Raw genomic sequence first — 17,006 nt, forward strand, 5'->3', positions numbered from 1 at the left:
AATAATAACGAGAAAAGATAAGAGGTTGTAATGCGTCTGATAATCCGCGCTATTGTGTTGTTAGCTCTGGTTTGGATCGGTTTATTACTGAGCGGCTACGGAATTTTGATTGGAAGTAAGGAGAATGCAGCGGGTCTGGGCTTACAATGCCAATATCTGACCGCCCGCGGAACCAGCACCGCACAATACGTCCACACAAACAGCGGTATCATTGGCCTGTCGGATTGCCCTTTGCTAAGAAAAAGTACGGTCATTATTGATAACGGTTAATATAGCAACAATACATACGCTACGTTATTTGCACCAACTAACGTTATGACTGTTCATAAAAAACCCCAGATACAAAAATACCTGGGGTTTTTAAGTTGACGCTATTACGCCAGATTAGAACGGATAGTCGTTATAACCCATTTGTTCTGAAATTTTACGCGCAGCCGTATGCAGCATCGCCACATACTCGTGCAAACGTTCCTCTGAGAAACGCAGCGTCGGGAATGAAATACTCAAGCCTGCAATCACCACACCGAAACGGTCAAACACTGGCACACCGATGCAGCGCAGACCTTCTTCCTGTTCTTCGTTGTCTTCACCGTAGCCCTGCTCACGGACTTTATCCAGCAGTACCAGCAATTCATCAGTATTGGTAATAGTACGGTCGGTACTGCGTTTGTACTCAATACCATCCAGAATTTGCTTCACTTCATCGCGGTCACGCCATGCCAGCAGAACTTTACCGATAGCCGTGCTGTACAGTGGATTACGGCGACCTACGCGAGAATACATGCGCAGATTGTACATGGAGTCGATTTTATGAATGTAGACGATGCTGTCTTCATCCAGTGCGCCAAGGTGTACTGTCTCTTTGGTCAGGCGCGAAAGTTCGCGCATTTGAATATCAGCGCTACGGATAAGATCGACGTTTTGTAACGCGCGAGCACCCAGTTCGAATAGTTTCAGGGTCAGTGAGTATTTCTCAGACTCCCCTTCTTGTGCCACATAGCCCAGTGTTTTCATGGTCTGCAAAAAGCGATAAACGGTGCTTTTCGACATCATGACGCGTTGCGACAACTCGGTAATACCAATTTCGCGCTCTTCACCCAGCGCCTGCAGGATGCCAAAAACCTTCAGCACGGAAGATACAGAATCGGGTTGTTTATCCAGATCTGCGATTGCCATTTATCACCCCTTTCGAGTGTTTTATAAAAATCAGAACCGGTTTTTATTATAATTTCACGTATCAGCCCTCGCAATCGCTCTTTGCTTACTTAGTTACAAATCTGCGACCTAACGCCTGAATATCAATGCTAAAATTATTATTCTCATCATAAATTCCGACAATATTGACTTCCTATGGAAAAAACTCAGACCGATGGTCTGCCATTGCCTCAGCGATACGGCGCAATTTTAACCATTGTTATTGGCATCTCTATGGCAGTACTCGACGGCGCAATAGCGAACGTTGCCCTCCCCACTATCGCCACCGATCTTCAGGCCTCACCCGCCAGCTCAATCTGGATTGTGAACGCCTACCAAATTGCGATCGTTGTTTCGCTGTTATCGCTCTCTTTTTTAGGTGATATGTTTGGCTACCGACGCATTTATAAGTGTGGTCTGGTCGTGTTTCTGTTGGCGTCGCTGTTTTGTGCATTATCAGACTCGCTGCATATGCTGACGTTAGCGCGCGTGGCTCAGGGGTTTGGCGGCGCGGCGCTGATGAGCGTTAATACGGCATTGATCCGACTCATTTATCCTCAGCGCCAGCTTGGCCGCGGAATGGGTATTAACTCCTTTATCGTGGCTGTATCCTCGGCAGCGGGTCCGACTATTGCGGCGGCAATTCTTTCTATTGCCTCGTGGAAATGGCTATTTCTGATTAACGTTCCACTGGGGATCATCGCCCTGCTACTGGCTATGCGTTTTTTGCCACCCAATTCATCACGTGGCAATAAACCGCGCTTCGATCTGCCCAGCGCAGTGATGAACGCCTTAACATTCGGTTTGTTAATCACGGCACTCAGCGGATTTGCACAGGGACAGTCGCTAAAACTGATTGGTGCTGAACTTGTGGGGCTTCTTGTGGTAGGGTTTTTCTTTATCCGCCGCCAACTCGCATTGCCAGTGCCGTTATTACCGGTTGATCTGCTACGCATTCCGCTGTTTTCACTCTCAATTTGTACCTCAATCTGTTCATTCAGCGCGCAAATGCTGGCAATGGTTTCCCTGCCCTTTTTCATGCAAACGGTTCTCGGGCGCAGCGAGGTTGAAACGGGCCTGCTGCTGACGCCGTGGCCGCTGGCAACCATGGTAATGGCCCCACTGGCGGGATATTTGATTGAACGTGTTCATGCGGGTCTGCTGGGCGCGCTGGGCATGGCAGTAATGGCGTGTGGGCTGTTTTCGCTGGTGTTGCTGCCCGCATCACCTTCTGATTTTAATATCATCTGGCCAATGATTTTGTGCGGTGCGGGTTTTGGCTTGTTCCAGTCACCGAATAATCACACCATCATCACCTCCGCGCCGCGTGATCGTAGCGGAGGCGCGAGCGGTATGCTTGGAACGGCGCGTTTACTGGGCCAGAGTACCGGGGCCGCACTGGTTGCGCTGATGCTAAATCAGTTTGGCGACAGCGGAACACACGTTTCGCTGATAACAGCGGGTATTCTGGCTTCGCTGGCCGCAATCGTGAGTGGCTTACGTATCACACAACCGCGAGTTCAGGCATAAAAAAAGCGCGTCTGTCGACGCGCTTTTTATTTTAAGTCTGCTGCCAATTATTTCAGGTATTCACCGCTGCGCAGCGCTTCAATACGTTTGTCCAACGGCGGGTGAGTCATAAACAGCTCACTCAACGATTTGGATTTACCGTTGATGCAGAACGCCATCATGCTGGTCGCTTCCTGCGGCTCATAGCTGGTTTTCAGGCGCTGTAGCGCGGCGATCATTTTTTCACGACCCACCAGTTTCGCTGAGCCTGCATCCGCATGGAATTCACGATGACGTGAGAACCACATCGTAATAATGCTCGCCAAAATACCAAATACCAGCTCCAGTACCGTCGCTACCGCAAAGTAGATTAACGGGTTACCGTTGCTACCCTCTCCCTCATCGCGGTTGCCGCCCATAAACCCAGCGGCAATCTGCGCCAGAATACGTGAGATAAAGATAACGAAAGTGTTCACCACACCCTGAATTAACGTCATGGTAACCATATCGCCATTAGCAATGTGGCTGATCTCATGCGCGATAACCGCTTCGGCTTCATCCGGACTCATGTTTTGCAACAGGCCAGTACTTACAGCCACCAGCGAGGCATCCCGGCGCGCACCGGTAGCAAACGCGTTAATATCTGGCGCATGGTAGATTGCAACCTGCGGCATAGCGATCCCGGCCTGGCGGGCCTGGTTCGCGACTGTATTCATCAGCCAGCGTTCTCTTTCATTGCGAGGCTGTTCGATCACTTCCCCGCCAACGGACTTTAACGCCATCCATTTGGACATCAGCAGCGAAATGAAGGAACCACCAAAACCAAACAGCAGTGCCATGATCAACAAGCCTTGAACGCTGCTTGACTGAATCCCTGTCAGGCTCAATACCAGCCCGAAAACGACCATCACAGCCAGGTTCGTCAGCAGGAAGAGCGCGATTCGCATCATAATTTTCTTTTAACCTCAATTTAACAAAACGCACTATGCGATTACCCATATCGTATGGGTCTTATGACTATTTTCAAGCATCCATAGGTGCTAAGTCACCAGAAAGACACAACTTTACATTTTATCGTATCAGACTGACGTCTTCATGCACTTGTTAAAAAAACAGGCACAATTTCTTGTGCCTGTTCGAGGTTATTGACTGGTTGCGGGCTGTTCCGCTGGCTTTTCTTTTTCAAGATGCGCCAGGTCGAGCGCGATTTTTACCGTTTCATCCAGGTATGGATCCGGTTCCTGGTAATCCTTCGGTAGATCGTCCAGTTTCTTCAGCAGCGGTTTGCCTTCACGCTTGAACCGATCGTTAATACGCGCCAGACGCATTGCGTCATCTTCGTTATTCTCTTTTTCACGCTGAGCGTAATTCAGAGAAGCGATGTTGCGCTTATCCTTCATCGCATTGAAACGCGCAATGTCCTTCATGATGTACTGGAACTCAGGATCGTTCGCAATACGTGCATTGTGCTCTTTCAGCAATTCAGGTCCGAACGGCGTCAGATTATCTGACTTGGTGTAGGTCGCAGCATCAATGCTGTCCCACGGCAGCGCGTTATCTTCAAACTTCTCGCCGGTTTCAGTTTCTTCATTACCTGTCGGCATGATGATATCTGGCGTAACACCCTTACGCTGCGTGCTGCCACCGTTTACGCGGTAGAATTTCTGGATCGTGTACTGAACAGAACCCAGCGCTGGCCATTCCGGACGCAGCATTTGATCGTAAATACGGTTCAGGGAGCGATACTGCTGAACGGTGCCTTTACCGAAGGTTGGTTCACCAACGATCAGCGCTCGGCCATAATCCTGCATTGCCGCAGCGAAAATCTCTGATGCTGAGGCGCTGAAGCGATCGACCAATACCACCAGCGGGCCTTTGTAGTACACAACGCCGTCGGTATCGCTGTCTTCACGCACTTTACCGTTATTGTCACGAACCTGAACCACCGGGCCGGATGGAATGAACAGACCGGAAAGCGAAACCGCTTCAGTCAGTGCTCCACCGCCGTTGGTACGCAGATCGATGATGATGCTGCTGACGTTCTGTTTTTCCAGTTTCTGCAGTTGGACTTTGACATCATCAGTCAGGCCAACATAGAAACCAGGAATATCCAGTACGCCGACTTTTTCTTTGCCAACGGTTTTCACGGACATTTTAACGGCACGGTCTTCGAGACGGATACGTTCACGCGTTAGCGTCACGGTGCGCGTCTTGGTACCTTTACCGGCAGGCAGAATTTCAAGGCGCACCTTGCTGCCTTTAGGTCCTTTGATCAGTGCTACGACATCATCCAGACGCCAGCCAATCACATCGACCATGCCCTTGCCCGTCTGCCCGACGCCGACAATACGATCGCCAACACTGATCGCTTTGCTCTTGGCTGCCGGACCACCTGCCACCATGGAGTTAATGACGGTGTAGTCATCATCCATCTGCAGAACCGCGCCAATACCTTCCAAAGACAAGCTCATTTCAGTATTGAACTGCTCGGTATTGCGCGGAGAGAGATAGTTAGTATGCGGGTCGATTTCACGGGCGAACGCTGTCATCGCCAGTGAGAACACATCTTCGCTGTTGGTCTGCGCCAGACGGCGAATCGCAAATTTGTAGCGGCGCGTCAGCGTTTCGCGGATTTCCGCATCGGTTTTACCGGTCAGCTTCAGGCTGAGTTCGTCAAATTTAACCTTGCCGTCCCACAGCGCATTAAGCTCTGCTTCGCTCTTCGGCCACGGCGCTTTGCTTCGGTCGAGGTTAAAGGTGTCGTTACCGGTGAAATCCATTGGACGTGCCAGTACGCTTAATGCGTACTGATAACGTTCAAATCGGCGTTTTTGCGCCAGATTATAGAGATCGTAAAAGACATCCAGCTTGCCGGTGCGCAGTTCATCGCCGAGGACCGTTTTCTTTTTTGCATACTGTTCGATATCGCTCGCCAGCAGCACGTTGTGGCTGTAGTCGAGCAAATTCAAATAGCGGTCAAAAATTTTTGCCGAAAACGCCTGATCCAGATCGAACTGGCGATAGTGTGATCGCGTAAAACGCGACGTCACACGTTCGCTTACCGTCGCATGCTGGGTTTCTTCCTTTAAAACGGGGATTTGATCGGCACGCGTGATGTCTTCCACAGCAAGTGCCTGGCCTGCTAATGCAAGCAGACCAGCTAACGCAGTAAGCCTAAAAAAAGTGTTCATGCCAGGCCTGGCCTCCGTTTCAGAACACCAGGTGTTCTGCGCGTACAATCAAAGACATACCCGAATTCAGCTGTACACGGACGCCATCTTTGGTGATTTCTAATACGGTGGCATCCATCGCATTATTTCCTGCTTTCACCTTCAGAGACTGCCCTACCGTCAGTACTGAAATATCAGATACCGGGGTATGCTGTTCTTCGCGAGGAGCACGCGGTGCTTTTGCTGCTGGTTTTTCAGCGCGAGGTTTACGCTCAGCACCTTCTTTACGACGCGGTGCAGGACGCGGCTTACGCTCGCGACGCGGGGCGTCTTCTTTTTCACCGGCGGCAGCGGCCGCTTCGCGTTTTTTCGCCTGTTGCTCTGCGCGTTGCGCCTGAACACGGGCTTTAGCTTCTTCCAGCTGTTTGCGAGCATGTTCAACATGTTGTTCATCCAGCTCACCACAAGGGTTGCCGTCGAGATCAACACGCGTTGCGCCCAATTTAACGCCATACAGATAGCGCCAGCTTGAAGTATAGAGACGTAAGGCAGAACGGAGCTGCGTCTTGCTGAGGTTCATTTCACCCTCAACACGCTCTACCAGATCCTGAAAAATGCCAATTTTCAGTGGGCGCGCTTCGCCTTCCGCACTAAAACACTGCGGGAAGCGTTCGGCCAGAAACGCGATGACTTCTTTACTGCTATTCAACTTAGGTTGATTTTCCATGAAATTTCCTGATTACAACGGACGTAGCCAACAAGCGCAGGCATGAACAGGCGACATTATAATGACGTCATCAGTAATTGCTACGTTATCCGTTGATTATCCTGCGACGCGCGCAAAGAATTTTTTGTAATCCGTCGTTGCAAGCACGGTTTCAAGCTGTGCCACAAGCGTACGCAGACCTTGTTCATCTTCTTCAGTAAAGCGGCCAAATGCCGTGCTATCAATATCCAGCACGCCGATTATCTGATTGTCGACAGCAATCGGCAGGACGATTTCAGCGTTGCTAGCGGCATCACAGGCGATGTGCCCATCAAAAGCATGTACGTCCTCAATACGCTGAACCTGGTTCTGCGCCACTGCGGTACCGCACACACCGCGCCCTACCGGGATCCGCACGCAGGCAATTTTGCCCTGGAAGGGACCAAGCACCAGCGTATCGTCCTCAAGCAGGTAAAAACCGGCCCAATTCACTTCTGCAAGACGCTCGTACAACAATGCGCTGGTATTCGCCAGCGTTGCCAGAAAACTGGTTTCACCTGCCATCAATGCCTGAAAATCACGGTTCAGATCCGTGTATAGCTCTATTTTGTTCATTATATAATCACTTAGTTGTCTTACTTAAAACTGCAGCCTACTAAAATAAACATTAAATGCGTTAATGCTCAAGATCATTCCCGTCATGAGTTAAGATAACATTACTTCAACAATTTGATTCGCGATACATGGCCTTAACGACACCACGCATCACGCCAACTAAAAAAATAGCCATCAGGTCCATCGGTGAGGCACTACCTCGTGCACATTATCATCGCTGCCCTGAATGTGACCTGATATTTAGCTTGCCTAAAATGCGTTCGCACCAAAGTGCCTTTTGCCCACGCTGCCAGGCAAAAATTCGTGACGGACGCGACTGGTCGTTAACGCGACTGGCGGCAATGGCTTTCACCATGTTGCTGCTGATGCCCTTTGCCTGGGGAGAGCCACTCCTGCACATCTATTTATTAGGTGTGCGCATTGATGCCAATGTGATGCAAGGCATCTGGCAAATGACCCGACAAGGTGATCCCCTCACCGCCTCCTTCGTGCTTTTTTGCGTCGCTGGTGCGCCACTAATTCTCGTGACCTCAATCGCTTATCTGTGGTTTGGTAATATTCTCGGGATGAACCTGCGCCCGGTGCTGCTGATGCTGGAAAGGCTCAAAGAGTGGGTGATGCTCGATATTTACCTGGTGGGTATCGGCGTCGCATCAATCAAGGTTCAGGACTATGCTTTTTTGCAGCCTGGCGTGGGGCTGTTTGCTTTTATTGCGCTGGTGATCCTGAGTATTTTGACGCTGTCGCATCTTAACGTTGAGCAGCTTTGGGACCGTTTCTACCCGCAAAGACCGGCTCGTCGGCCCGATGAAAAGCTCCGCGTCTGCCTCGGCTGCCATTTTACAGGTTATCCGGATGCTCGCGGTCGCTGCCCTCGCTGCCATATCCCGTTGCGCTGGCGCAGAAATCAAAGTATCCAAAAGTGTTGGGCGGCACTGCTGGCCTCGATTGTCCTGCTTTTGCCCGCTAACCTGCTGCCCATCTCGATAATTTATGTCAACGGCGGCCGGCAGGAAGACACAATCCTGTCAGGCATAATGTCTTTGGCAAACAGTAATGTCGGCGTAGCGGCGATCGTGTTTATCGCCAGTATATTAGTGCCATTCACCAAAGTGATTGTGATGTTTACGTTGCTATTCAGCATCCACTTTAATTGTGAACAAGGGTTGCGCACCCGTATAAAACTACTGCGTATGGTGACCTGGATTGGCCGCTGGTCGATGCTCGATCTCTTTGTTATCGCGTTAACCATGTCGCTGATAAATCGCGATCAGATACTTGCTTTTACTATGGGACCGGCTGCGTTTTATTTCGGCGCAGCGGTAATATTGACTATTCTTGCTGTGGAATGGCTGGACAGCCGCTTACTTTGGGATGCACATGAGTCAGGAAACGCCCGCTTCGCAGACTGAAGCGCAGATTAAAACAAAACGCCGTATCTCCCCGTTCTGGCTGCTGCCGTTCATCGCGCTGATGATCGCAGGATGGCTTATCTGGGGAAGCTATGAAGATCGCGGCAATACCGTGACCATCGACTTTATGTCTGCTGACGGCATTGTGCCAGGCCGTACTCCCGTTCGTTATCAGGGCGTTGAAGTGGGCACGGTGCAGGATATCAACCTCAGCAAAGATCTACGCAAAATTGAAGTCCGTGTCAGCATCAAATCGAGCATGAAAGATGCTCTGCGCAAAGATACCCAGTTCTGGCTGGTCACGCCGAAGGCGTCGCTGGCTGGGGTTTCTGGTCTGGATGCGCTGGTTGGCGGCAACTATATCGGCATGATGCCCGGTACTGGCGAGGCCGAGGATCATTTCGTCGCCCTCGACACCCAGCCCAAGTATCGTCTGGATAATGGCGATTTAATGCTGCATCTGCGCGCCCCTGATCTCGGATCGCTTAATAGCGGTTCGCTGGTTTATTTCCGTAAGATTCCGGTGGGCAGGGTCTATGACTACACCATCAACCCGAACCATCAGGGCGTAACCATCGATGTATTGATTGAACGTCGCTTCACCAATCTGGTGAAAAAAGGCAGCCGCTTCTGGAACGTCTCCGGTGTAAATGCGGATGTCAGCCTTAGCGGTGCGAAGGTAAAACTGGAGAGTCTGGCGGCGCTGGTCAACGGTGCCATTGCTTTTGATTCACCCGAAGACTCAAAACCTGCTGCTGCAGACGACACGTTTGGTCTATATCAGGATCTCGCGCACAGCCAGCGCGGAGTAATCGTCAAGCTTGATTTACCCAACGGAGATGGACTCAAAGCAGGCTCAACATCGCTGATGTATCAAGGATTAGAAGTCGGTCAGCTCACAAAACTGGATTTAAACCCAGGCGGCAAAGTCACCGGCGAAATGACGGTCGATCCCAGCGTCGTAACGCTGCTGCGTGACAATACACGAATTGAGTTACACAGTCCTAAATTATCGTTAAGCGATGTGAATCTCAGTTCGCTGCTGACAGGTAAAACTTTCGAGCTGGTACCTGGCGAAGGCGAGCCGCGTAACCAGTTTGTCGTTATTCCCGCTGAGAAGTCGTTGTTACACGACCCAGGCGTCATGACGTTTACGCTGACCGCGCCGGAGAGTTACGGTATTGATGCTGGCCAGCCGCTAATTCTTCACGGCGTACAGGTCGGTCAGGTGATTGAGCGTACGCTTTCCAGCAAAGGCGTCTCATTTACCGTTGCTGTTGAACCACAGCATCGTGACCTGGTGCAAGGTGACAGTAAGTTCGTGGTGAACAGCCGCGTGGATGTCAAAGTTGGACTTGATGGCGTGGAGTTCCTTGGCGCCAGCGCCAGTGAGTGGCTCAGCGGCGGCATTCGTATTTTGCCCGGAACCAAGGGCGAAATGAAAAAAAGCTACCCGCTTTACGCTAACCTGGAGAAAGCGATTGAAAATAGCCTGAGCGATCTGCCAACCACCACGGTCAGCCTGAGCGCCGAAACGCTACCTGATGTGCAGGCCGGTTCGGTGGTGCTTTACCGCAAATTCGAGGTCGGTGAAGTGATTAGCGTTCGTCCTCGCGCCGATGCGTTTGATATCGATCTGCATATCAAACCGGAATATCGCAACCTGTTGACCAGCAACAGCGTGTTCTGGGCCGAAGGCGGAGCAAAAGTTCAGCTTAACGGCAGCGGATTAACCGTACAGGCATCTCCCCTTTCACGCGCGCTTAAAGGGGCGATTAGCTTCGATAATTTAAGCGGTGCCAGCGCCAGCCAACGTAAAGGCGACAAGCGTATTCTGTATGCTTCGGAAACCGCCGCGCGTGCGGTCGGCGGCCAGATAACGCTGCATGCGTTCGATGCCGGTAAACTCGCTGCAGGCATGCCGATTCGCTACCTGGGAATCGATATCGGACAGATCCAGACGCTTGAGCTGATCACCGCCCGTAACGAAGTTCAGGCAAAAGCGGTTCTGTACCCGGAATACGTGCAGACCTTCGCGCGAAGCGGTACCCGTTTCTCCGTGATCACCCCGCAAATCTCAGCCGCGGGCGTGGAGCATCTGGATACAATCCTGCAGCCGTATATCAACGTTGAACCAGGACGCGGTAATCCGCGCCGTGATTTTGAGCTGCAGGAAGCCACCATTACCGACTCTCGTTACCTCGATGGTCTGAGTATTGTGGTTGAAGCACCAGAAGCAGGTTCGCTGAATATCGGAACCCCGGTTTTGTTCAGAGGTATTGAAGTGGGGACCGTCACCGGGCTGACGCTGGGCTCGCTTTCCGATCGTGTGATGGTTGCCATGCGCATTAGCCAACGCTATCAGCATCTGGTACGCAACAACTCCGTGTTCTGGCTGGCATCCGGCTACAATCTCGACTTCGGCCTGACCGGCGGTGTCGTGAAGACCGGTACCTTCAATCAGTTCATCCGCGGCGGCATCGCCTTCGCGACTCCACCGGGTACACCGTTGGCTCCGAAAGCGCAGGCAGGTAAACACTTCCTGTTGCTGGAAAGTGAACCTAAAGAGTGGCGTGAATGGGGAACCGCCCTGCCACGTTAACCTCTCCACTTGCTCCGGCGTACTCGCGCCGGAGCACTTATGCTACACTGCGCACCTGTTTTTTTGCCGGTGGTACCAAGTGGCTTATTTTCCCGACGCCTTTCTGACTCAAATGCGTGAAGCAATGCCTTCCACGCTCTCATTCGATGAATTTCTCGCTGCCTGTCAGCGCCCGTTGCGCCGCAGCATTCGCGTCAATACGCTGAAAATCTCCGTTGCCGATTTCCTCGCGCTGACAGCACCTTACAACTGGTCTCTCACCCCGGTTCCCTGGTGTGCTGAAGGCTTTTGGATCGAGCGCGATGATGAAGAGTCAGTGCCGCTCGGCAGCACCGCAGAACATTTAAGCGGCCTGTTTTATATTCAGGAAGCCAGTTCAATGCTGCCAGTCGCATCACTGTTCGCCGAAGGCAATACCCCGGAACGCGTAATGGATGTTGCGGCAGCCCCCGGCTCCAAAACCACGCAAATTGCCGCAAAAATGAATAATCGAGGCGCCATTCTGGCGAATGAGTTTTCTGCCAGTCGCGTCAAAGTCCTGCATGCCAATATCAGCCGTTGCGGGATAGCCAACGTCGCCCTGACCCATTTTGACGGACGCGTATTTGGCGCTGCGTTGCCGGAGTCATTTGATGCCATATTGCTCGACGCACCGTGTTCCGGTGAAGGTGTGGTGCGTAAAGACCCCGATGCGCTAAAAAACTGGTCTGTAGAAAGTAATCTGGAAATTGCCGCGACCCAGCGCGAATTACTCGACAGCGCCTTCCACGCCCTGCGTCCCGGTGGCACATTGGTTTACTCGACCTGTACGCTTAATCGTGACGAAAATGAAAATATCATGCAGTGGTTGATTGAGACCTACCCTGATGCCGTCGAGTTTTTACCTCTGGGCGATTTATTTCCGCAGGCCGAACGCGCCCTGACGCCGGAAGGATTCCTGCATGTATTCCCGCAGATTTACGATTGCGAAGGTTTCTTCGTTGCGCGTTTGCGCAAAATAGCTGCAATCCCTGCACTACCTGCGCCGAAGTACAAAGTCGGTAACTTCCCGTTTAGCCCGCTTAAAGGGCGCGAGTCTGCGCTTGTCACGCAAGCCGCGAGCGCTTGTGGACTGCAGTGGGAAGATAATTTGCGCCTGTGGCAGCGCGATAAAGAGATCTGGCTGTTCCCGACTGAAATTGAACCTCTGATTGGCAAGGTTCGCTTTTCTCGACTTGGGATCAAACTGGCCGAAACCCACAATAAAGGGTATCGCTGGCAGCATGAGGCCGTTATCGCCCTCGCCGACCCGAACCACAGCCATGCATTCGAACTGACCCTTGCCGAAGCGGAAGAGTGGTATCGCGGTAGAGATGTTTACCCGCAAACCGCACCGACGACTGATGACGTACTGGTTACGTTCCAGCATCAGCCGATCGGTCTGGCAAAACGCATTGGATCGCGACTGAAGAATAGCTACCCGCGCGATCTTGTCCGGGATGGCAAACTCTTTACGGGATAACGCACGTTTTTACTGGCGCTTTTGCTAACGTTGACTACGCTGAAAAATGGACGCCCTAACTGGTCGTACCACAACCAGCAAATTAACGGAGAGCACGATGATGAAAACCAGTGTGCGCATTGGCGCTTTTGAAATCGACGACGCCGAGTTACATGGCGAATCGCCGGGGGACCGAACGTTAACCATTCCGTGTAAATCCGATCCGGATTTATGTATGCAACTGGATGCCTGGGATGCCGAAACCAGCGTCCCGGCCCTGTTGAACGGAGAACATTCAGTACTATTTCGCGAACACTACGATCGTAAGTCAGATGCCTGGATCATGCGCCTTGCCTGATTCAAAAAGAACCCGTCGCCAGACGGGTTATTTCTTGGTTAATTTCCCTCATCTATCAACATCTTCTACACTACAGGTATGGCTTTACCATTTGAGGATGGAATGTTCACGCTGGTTCTTTTTGTGTGCTATCTGGATGGCGGTTGTGAAGATATCGTGGTTGATGTCTACAAAACTGAGCAGCAGTGCCTGATATCGATGGACGATCAACGTATTCGTAACGGCGGATGTTTACCTGCGGACGACTACATCGACAGTTTCTGGCATCCGGCCCAGGAATACAGCGATTTTTGATTATTGCAGTTGTACCAGCGTTAACTCGCCGCCGAATACAGCACCGGTATCAATATAGTGTAGATTCTCGCGATCCAGCCGATGGCGCAACGGCGTGTGACCAAACCAGAAGTGATCCGCGCCGTGAATCGCACAACCACTGTTCATCAGTCTCGAGCGGTCCCACAGCACGCGCTGTAAATCGATCTCTTTTAGCCACTGATAATCATCATCCGGGTAATCGGCATGAGCAATAACGTGTATACCGTTCTGACAATGCAGCTCCAGAATCCAGGGTAACTGCCAACACGCTTCAAGAGCAAATTTCGCTGCCGGTTGCTCCGCCTGCTCGAACCACGAGCCTCCATTCATAAACCACATGAATTGATCCCCCGTCGCCAGCGCGTCCAGCGCCATCTGTTCATGGTTCCCCCTGACCGCGACAATCCAGCGTTTACGCAGTAGTTTCAGACAACGCAAACTGTCTGGTCCACGGTCGATAACATCCCCCACTGAAACCAGCAAATCCTGCCAGGGTTCAAAACGGTACTGGCGAAGTTTAGCCATCAGCATCGAGAAGCATCCGTGGATATCCCCAACCACCCAAACGTGGCGCCACTGCGTACCGTCGATTCGTTGATAGATATTGCCAGGTCGTCCCATGTCGCCTCCAGAATACAAGGGTACCTGGTTATAATTTTAGCAATGATGGCAAAAAAGCCTGGACGATCGTGGGCAGGAGTATGGTATGGTTTATGGAGAATGTAGCATGCGATACGCCGTGTTTTGCCCTGGATGGCATCGCATTCGCCACATAAAAAGAGACCGAATACGATTCCTGTTTACAACTCAAAACGTAATAATCTATAAACTTCAATAAGTTAACACCAAAAACCCACTAAAAAACACCTCCTGATACTTACTATTGCACCCATTCAAGATCAATCAGTTGCTATTGGTTTCGTGGCGTCGTCGGGAAAAGTTCGGGATCGCATTGTTCCAGCGTCTACCCATTTTTAAGAATTCATCAATTCACAAAATCATCATTCCGGATTACCTTACAAGCTCCTTTTTAAATCATTACCGGTGCGCACCACTTTTTCTTCCTGCCCTATACTTTCAGTCTGACATATAGCTGGAGGTTTCTATGTGTGGACGTTTTTCACAGTCGATGACGCGTGAAGACTATCTCGCCCTTCTCGCTGAAGAAGTCGAACGAGACATTCCATATGACCCGGAACCGATCGGGCGTTTTAACGTGGCGCCAGGCACCAAAGTTCTGCTTCTGAGCGAACGTGACGAGAAACTCCATCTTGATCCAGTTATATGGGGATACGCCCCCGGATGGTGGGATAAACCACCGCTAATTAACGCACGCTCTGAAACTGCGGCCACCAGCAGAATGTTTAAACCACTCTGGCAGCATGGTCGTGCAATTTGCTTTGCTGATGGGTGGTATGAATGGAAAAAGGAAGGTGACAAAAAGCAGCCCTACTTCATTCATCGAGCCGATGGCCAGCCGATATTCATGGCGGCGATCGGCAGCACGCCATTCGAACGTGGAGATGAAGCAGAAGGATTCCTGATAGTGACGGCTGCTTCAGACAAAGGACTGGTAGATATTCACGACAGGCGGCCACTGGTACTGTCACCAGATGCTGCTCGCGAATGGATGAGGCAGGACGTTGGAGGGAAAGAGGCTGAGGAAATTGCGGCCGATGGTTCCGTACCGGCTGATAAATTTATATGGCACGCCGTGACGCGTGCCGTTGGGAATGTGAAAAATCAGGGAGCTGAGCTAATACAACCGAGATGACTGCATGTGGCCCATTCCATCAAGGATTCCTATTCTGGCTTACCTGGCCAGACAGGTTTGGATGGATCGACTTTCGTCAAGGCGTAACGATATTTTTGCCACGCCGTCAGTGCCGGGATATCCGCATCATCAATATAACCTCCTTCTTTTGCATCAGCGAGCGGAGCGATGAATTGCGCTGCCTCATATATCAGAGCCGTTTTTTTTGCTTCATTTGATGCTGTATCGACTGCATGCTGAGAATCAATGTCAGTAACCCACTTCTCACCATCCCACTTGTCGTATGGGGTTGTCGGTTCAATTTCTGTAAATCCATCTCGAATTACCCCGATATAATCTACCGTGGCAGCCATACCGTCAGCAGTCGCCCAGACTGTTTTACCACGATGATCTTCCTGTCGCGTCCATCCGCCACCGGTGAATACAGAAACCTCGCCTGTCACCTCATCGCCAGGGTCAATATCAGTTGAATACCCCGGCATGCTGACGCCATAGTGAATAAATTCATCAGACCATCCTGTATATTCAGAAGTTAATGAATCGAAGTAAAAACACCTGATCTCTCCTGGCTCTGTTGCCAGTCCGTTTTCATCAAATACAGGTTTCATTATTTTGCTCTCACCAGTAGGTTGAACGCCACGTTGCGGGGGCGATTTTCAGATGCAGTTGGAACATTTGATGACGACACATCAAGTGTGGCATATGCGTATGACCCAGACCCAGAAACACTGTTAACACGATTAGTATTGGATACTGGACCGGGTTTAAAAGCCCCGTTAACAAAGGTAAACAAGCCGTCAGCTGCAAACCCGATACTCCCGGTTATGTTACGAATAGCATCACCCTGGGCACTTAATAATGCTCTCCCGCTGTCTACTCCGCGACCGTCATCCCAGATACGCAGAAATTCACCGCGACAGTCAGTTAATTTAAGACCGGGCCACACAAGAGCAAGCTTTGGATATGTGGATGCTGAAAATGTAGCGTCATTCATTTTTAGGAAAACATTAGACGACCATTCTGGGACAACTGTGTTGGGCATTGCTGACACGGGCCAGAAAAATGGAATACCAATAGGCGGTGGTGCTGACTGAACTGAGTTACTGACATCATCCAGAAGAGCCATTGTTCCAGCTTTTGTAGGTATCTGGATTGCGTTGTTATATTTTCCATCTATATAGACGATTAGTTCGTAGCCAGTCTCAGATACGAACAGGTTTACTCTCCTGTTCCCGTCGCTGGATGCTGCCGATACTCCTTTTTTAGACGCGACCACTCCGTTGAACATTTGTTCATTCGAGCTGTTTTTATCTGCGAAATTAGTCAAACCAAGGTATTGGAGAACCGCAGCAATATCCGTTTTTCCGATAATGTCCCGGCCTACCGATGTCAGGTCTGTCAGTGTCGCGGTGTCAGTACCGTTAAAGTATGGGAGTTTATTGGCGGCACCAACAAGACCAGCAAGAGCTGTTAAGGTCGCGTCGAGAGGCTGTATTTTCTCTGGCAATGCTGCCCAGTTCGCGCTAGGTGGAGTGCTTGTATTTCTCGCCACCAAAGACTGATAAACCACACCGCCCAACGAAACTAAAGCACCTTTACCATAAGAGAAAGCAGATCCACCATTATCTGCACTGGTGATAAAAGGCGCTACGCCAGTTGACTGAATTTCATTAATTGCCTGAGTTATTCTGTTGAATAACCAGTTCATCTTGTCGCGTTCAATCCGCTTTGCTGATGGGTCAGTAGCCGGATCCAGAGAGTAAGCCTGACCATACCCCTGAGTCATATTAACGCCGCCGCCAGCATCGGTATCTGGCACTGCTACTTTGTCCCCTGATGAAGCGAAGGGAACCTTAATAAATGAAGTCATA

Annotated in this window: 16 protein-coding genes; 8 read left to right on the forward strand and 8 right to left on the reverse strand. The window is 50.9% G+C overall.

Features of this window, described 5'->3' with window-relative positions; genetic code table 11:
• Positions 1–30 precede the first annotated feature (30 nt).
• Positions 31–270 (forward strand): YobH family protein, encoded by a 240-nt coding sequence (locus OGY13_RS16530; protein ID WP_003034975.1) that lies wholly within the window; start codon positions 31–33, stop codon positions 268–270.
• 114 nt (positions 271–384) lie between these two features.
• Here the strand turns inward: OGY13_RS16530 and kdgR are convergent, their stop codons facing one another.
• The gene (gene kdgR, locus OGY13_RS16535; RefSeq protein ID WP_003833778.1) at positions 385–1,176 is read right to left on the reverse strand and encodes a DNA-binding transcriptional regulator KdgR; all 792 of its coding nucleotides are present in this window, start codon (positions 1,174–1,176) and stop codon (positions 385–387) included.
• Between the two features lie 174 nt (positions 1,177–1,350).
• Here kdgR and OGY13_RS16540 point away from each other — a divergent pair, with 174 nt between their 5' ends.
• Complete coding sequence (locus OGY13_RS16540) at positions 1,351–2,724, forward strand: MFS transporter (protein ID WP_148361872.1); 1,374 nt, start codon at positions 1,351–1,353, stop codon at positions 2,722–2,724.
• A 47-nt stretch (positions 2,725–2,771) separates the two neighbouring features.
• On the opposite strand, the gene htpX is transcribed toward OGY13_RS16540, so the two are convergent.
• From htpX to msrC, 4 genes are all read right to left on the reverse strand, one after another.
• Positions 2,772–3,653: a protease HtpX gene (gene htpX / locus OGY13_RS16545; protein WP_003034964.1), complete on the reverse strand. Its 882-nt coding sequence runs from the start codon at positions 3,651–3,653 to the stop codon at positions 2,772–2,774.
• 192 nt (positions 3,654–3,845) lie between these two features.
• Positions 3,846–5,894, reverse strand: a complete 2,049-nt coding sequence (gene prc / locus OGY13_RS16550) for a carboxy terminal-processing peptidase (RefSeq protein WP_048235216.1) — start codon at positions 5,892–5,894, stop codon at positions 3,846–3,848.
• Between the two features lie 19 nt (positions 5,895–5,913).
• On the reverse strand, positions 5,914–6,600 hold the full coding sequence (proQ, locus tag OGY13_RS16555; RefSeq protein ID WP_003833781.1) for an RNA chaperone ProQ: 687 nt from the start codon (positions 6,598–6,600) through the stop codon (positions 5,914–5,916).
• Positions 6,601–6,696: 96 nt separating this feature from the next.
• Entirely contained in the window at positions 6,697–7,194 is a 498-nt protein-coding gene (msrC, locus tag OGY13_RS16560) for a free L-methionine (R)-S-oxide reductase MsrC (protein WP_003833782.1), read from the reverse strand.
• 128 nt (positions 7,195–7,322) lie between these two features.
• On the opposite strand from msrC, the gene yebS reads away from it, so the two are divergent.
• From yebS to OGY13_RS16585, 5 genes are all read left to right on the forward strand, one after another.
• Positions 7,323–8,606 (forward strand): membrane integrity lipid transport subunit YebS, encoded by a 1,284-nt coding sequence (gene yebS, locus OGY13_RS16565; RefSeq protein WP_048216185.1) that lies wholly within the window; start codon positions 7,323–7,325, stop codon positions 8,604–8,606.
• Entirely contained in the window at positions 8,575–11,208 is a 2,634-nt protein-coding gene (locus OGY13_RS16570) for a PqiB family protein (RefSeq protein ID WP_048216184.1), read from the forward strand. The genes yebS and OGY13_RS16570 overlap by 32 nt, the downstream gene beginning before the upstream one ends.
• A gap of 79 nt (positions 11,209–11,287) precedes the next feature.
• On the forward strand, positions 11,288–12,709 hold the full coding sequence (gene rsmF, locus OGY13_RS16575) for a 16S rRNA (cytosine(1407)-C(5))-methyltransferase RsmF (RefSeq protein WP_286593564.1): 1,422 nt from the start codon (positions 11,288–11,290) through the stop codon (positions 12,707–12,709).
• Positions 12,710–12,809: 100 nt separating this feature from the next.
• Positions 12,810–13,046 carry a YebV family protein gene (locus OGY13_RS16580; RefSeq protein ID WP_165612495.1) on the forward strand — a complete coding sequence of 79 codons (237 nt, stop codon included), beginning with the start codon at positions 12,810–12,812 and terminating at the stop codon, positions 13,044–13,046.
• 102 nt (positions 13,047–13,148) lie between these two features.
• Positions 13,149–13,340, forward strand: coding sequence for a YdfD/YebW family protein (locus tag OGY13_RS16585; protein ID WP_003034941.1), 192 nt, complete (start codon positions 13,149–13,151; stop codon positions 13,338–13,340).
• Here the strand turns inward: OGY13_RS16585 and pphA are convergent, their stop codons facing one another.
• Positions 13,341–13,982, reverse strand: a complete 642-nt coding sequence (pphA, locus tag OGY13_RS16590) for a protein-serine/threonine phosphatase (RefSeq protein WP_213752357.1) — start codon at positions 13,980–13,982, stop codon at positions 13,341–13,343.
• A gap of 484 nt (positions 13,983–14,466) precedes the next feature.
• Between pphA and OGY13_RS16595 the strand changes: the two genes are divergently transcribed.
• Entirely contained in the window at positions 14,467–15,135 is a 669-nt protein-coding gene (locus tag OGY13_RS16595; protein ID WP_213752358.1) for an SOS response-associated peptidase, read from the forward strand.
• Between the two features lie 29 nt (positions 15,136–15,164).
• Here the strand turns inward: OGY13_RS16595 and OGY13_RS16600 are convergent, their stop codons facing one another.
• On the reverse strand, positions 15,165–15,743 hold the full coding sequence (locus OGY13_RS16600) for a tail fiber assembly protein (protein ID WP_286637720.1): 579 nt from the start codon (positions 15,741–15,743) through the stop codon (positions 15,165–15,167).
• A complete protein-coding gene (locus OGY13_RS16605; protein ID WP_286637722.1) occupies positions 15,743–17,005 on the reverse strand; it encodes a hypothetical protein in 1,263 nt (420 codons plus the stop codon). Before OGY13_RS16605 ends, OGY13_RS16600 begins: the two co-directional genes overlap by 1 nt.
• Position 17,006: the final 1 nt, after the last annotated feature.

The organism is Citrobacter sp. Cpo045 (assembly GCF_030332875.1).
GTDB lineage: Bacteria > Pseudomonadota > Gammaproteobacteria > Enterobacterales > Enterobacteriaceae > Citrobacter > Citrobacter portucalensis.

Bases quoted from the DNA above. Each gene is read 5' to 3' on its own strand.
- OGY13_RS16530 (WP_003034975.1), top strand. From the start codon at position 31: ATGCGTCTGATAATCCGCGCTATTGTGTTGTTAGCTCTGGTTTGGATC.
- kdgR (WP_003833778.1), bottom strand. From the start codon at position 1,176: ATGGCAATCGCAGATCTGGATAAACAACCCGATTCTGTATCTTCCGTG.
- OGY13_RS16540 (WP_148361872.1), top strand. From the start codon at position 1,351: ATGGAAAAAACTCAGACCGATGGTCTGCCATTGCCTCAGCGATACGGC.
- htpX (WP_003034964.1), bottom strand. From the start codon at position 3,653: ATGATGCGAATCGCGCTCTTCCTGCTGACGAACCTGGCTGTGATGGTC.
- prc (WP_048235216.1), bottom strand. From the start codon at position 5,894: ATGAACACTTTTTTTAGGCTTACTGCGTTAGCTGGTCTGCTTGCATTA.
- proQ (WP_003833781.1), bottom strand. From the start codon at position 6,600: ATGGAAAATCAACCTAAGTTGAATAGCAGTAAAGAAGTCATCGCGTTT.
- msrC (WP_003833782.1), bottom strand. From the start codon at position 7,194: ATGAACAAAATAGAGCTATACACGGATCTGAACCGTGATTTTCAGGCA.
- yebS (WP_048216185.1), top strand. From the start codon at position 7,323: ATGGCCTTAACGACACCACGCATCACGCCAACTAAAAAAATAGCCATC.
- OGY13_RS16570 (WP_048216184.1), top strand. From the start codon at position 8,575: ATGAGTCAGGAAACGCCCGCTTCGCAGACTGAAGCGCAGATTAAAACA.
- OGY13_RS16580 (WP_165612495.1), top strand. From the start codon at position 12,810: ATGAAAACCAGTGTGCGCATTGGCGCTTTTGAAATCGACGACGCCGAG.
- OGY13_RS16585 (WP_003034941.1), top strand. From the start codon at position 13,149: ATGTTCACGCTGGTTCTTTTTGTGTGCTATCTGGATGGCGGTTGTGAA.
- pphA (WP_213752357.1), bottom strand. From the start codon at position 13,982: ATGGGACGACCTGGCAATATCTATCAACGAATCGACGGTACGCAGTGG.
- OGY13_RS16595 (WP_213752358.1), top strand. From the start codon at position 14,467: ATGTGTGGACGTTTTTCACAGTCGATGACGCGTGAAGACTATCTCGCC.
- OGY13_RS16600 (WP_286637720.1), bottom strand. From the start codon at position 15,743: ATGAAACCTGTATTTGATGAAAACGGACTGGCAACAGAGCCAGGAGAG.
- OGY13_RS16605 (WP_286637722.1), bottom strand. From the start codon at position 17,005: ATGACTTCATTTATTAAGGTTCCCTTCGCTTCATCAGGGGACAAAGTA.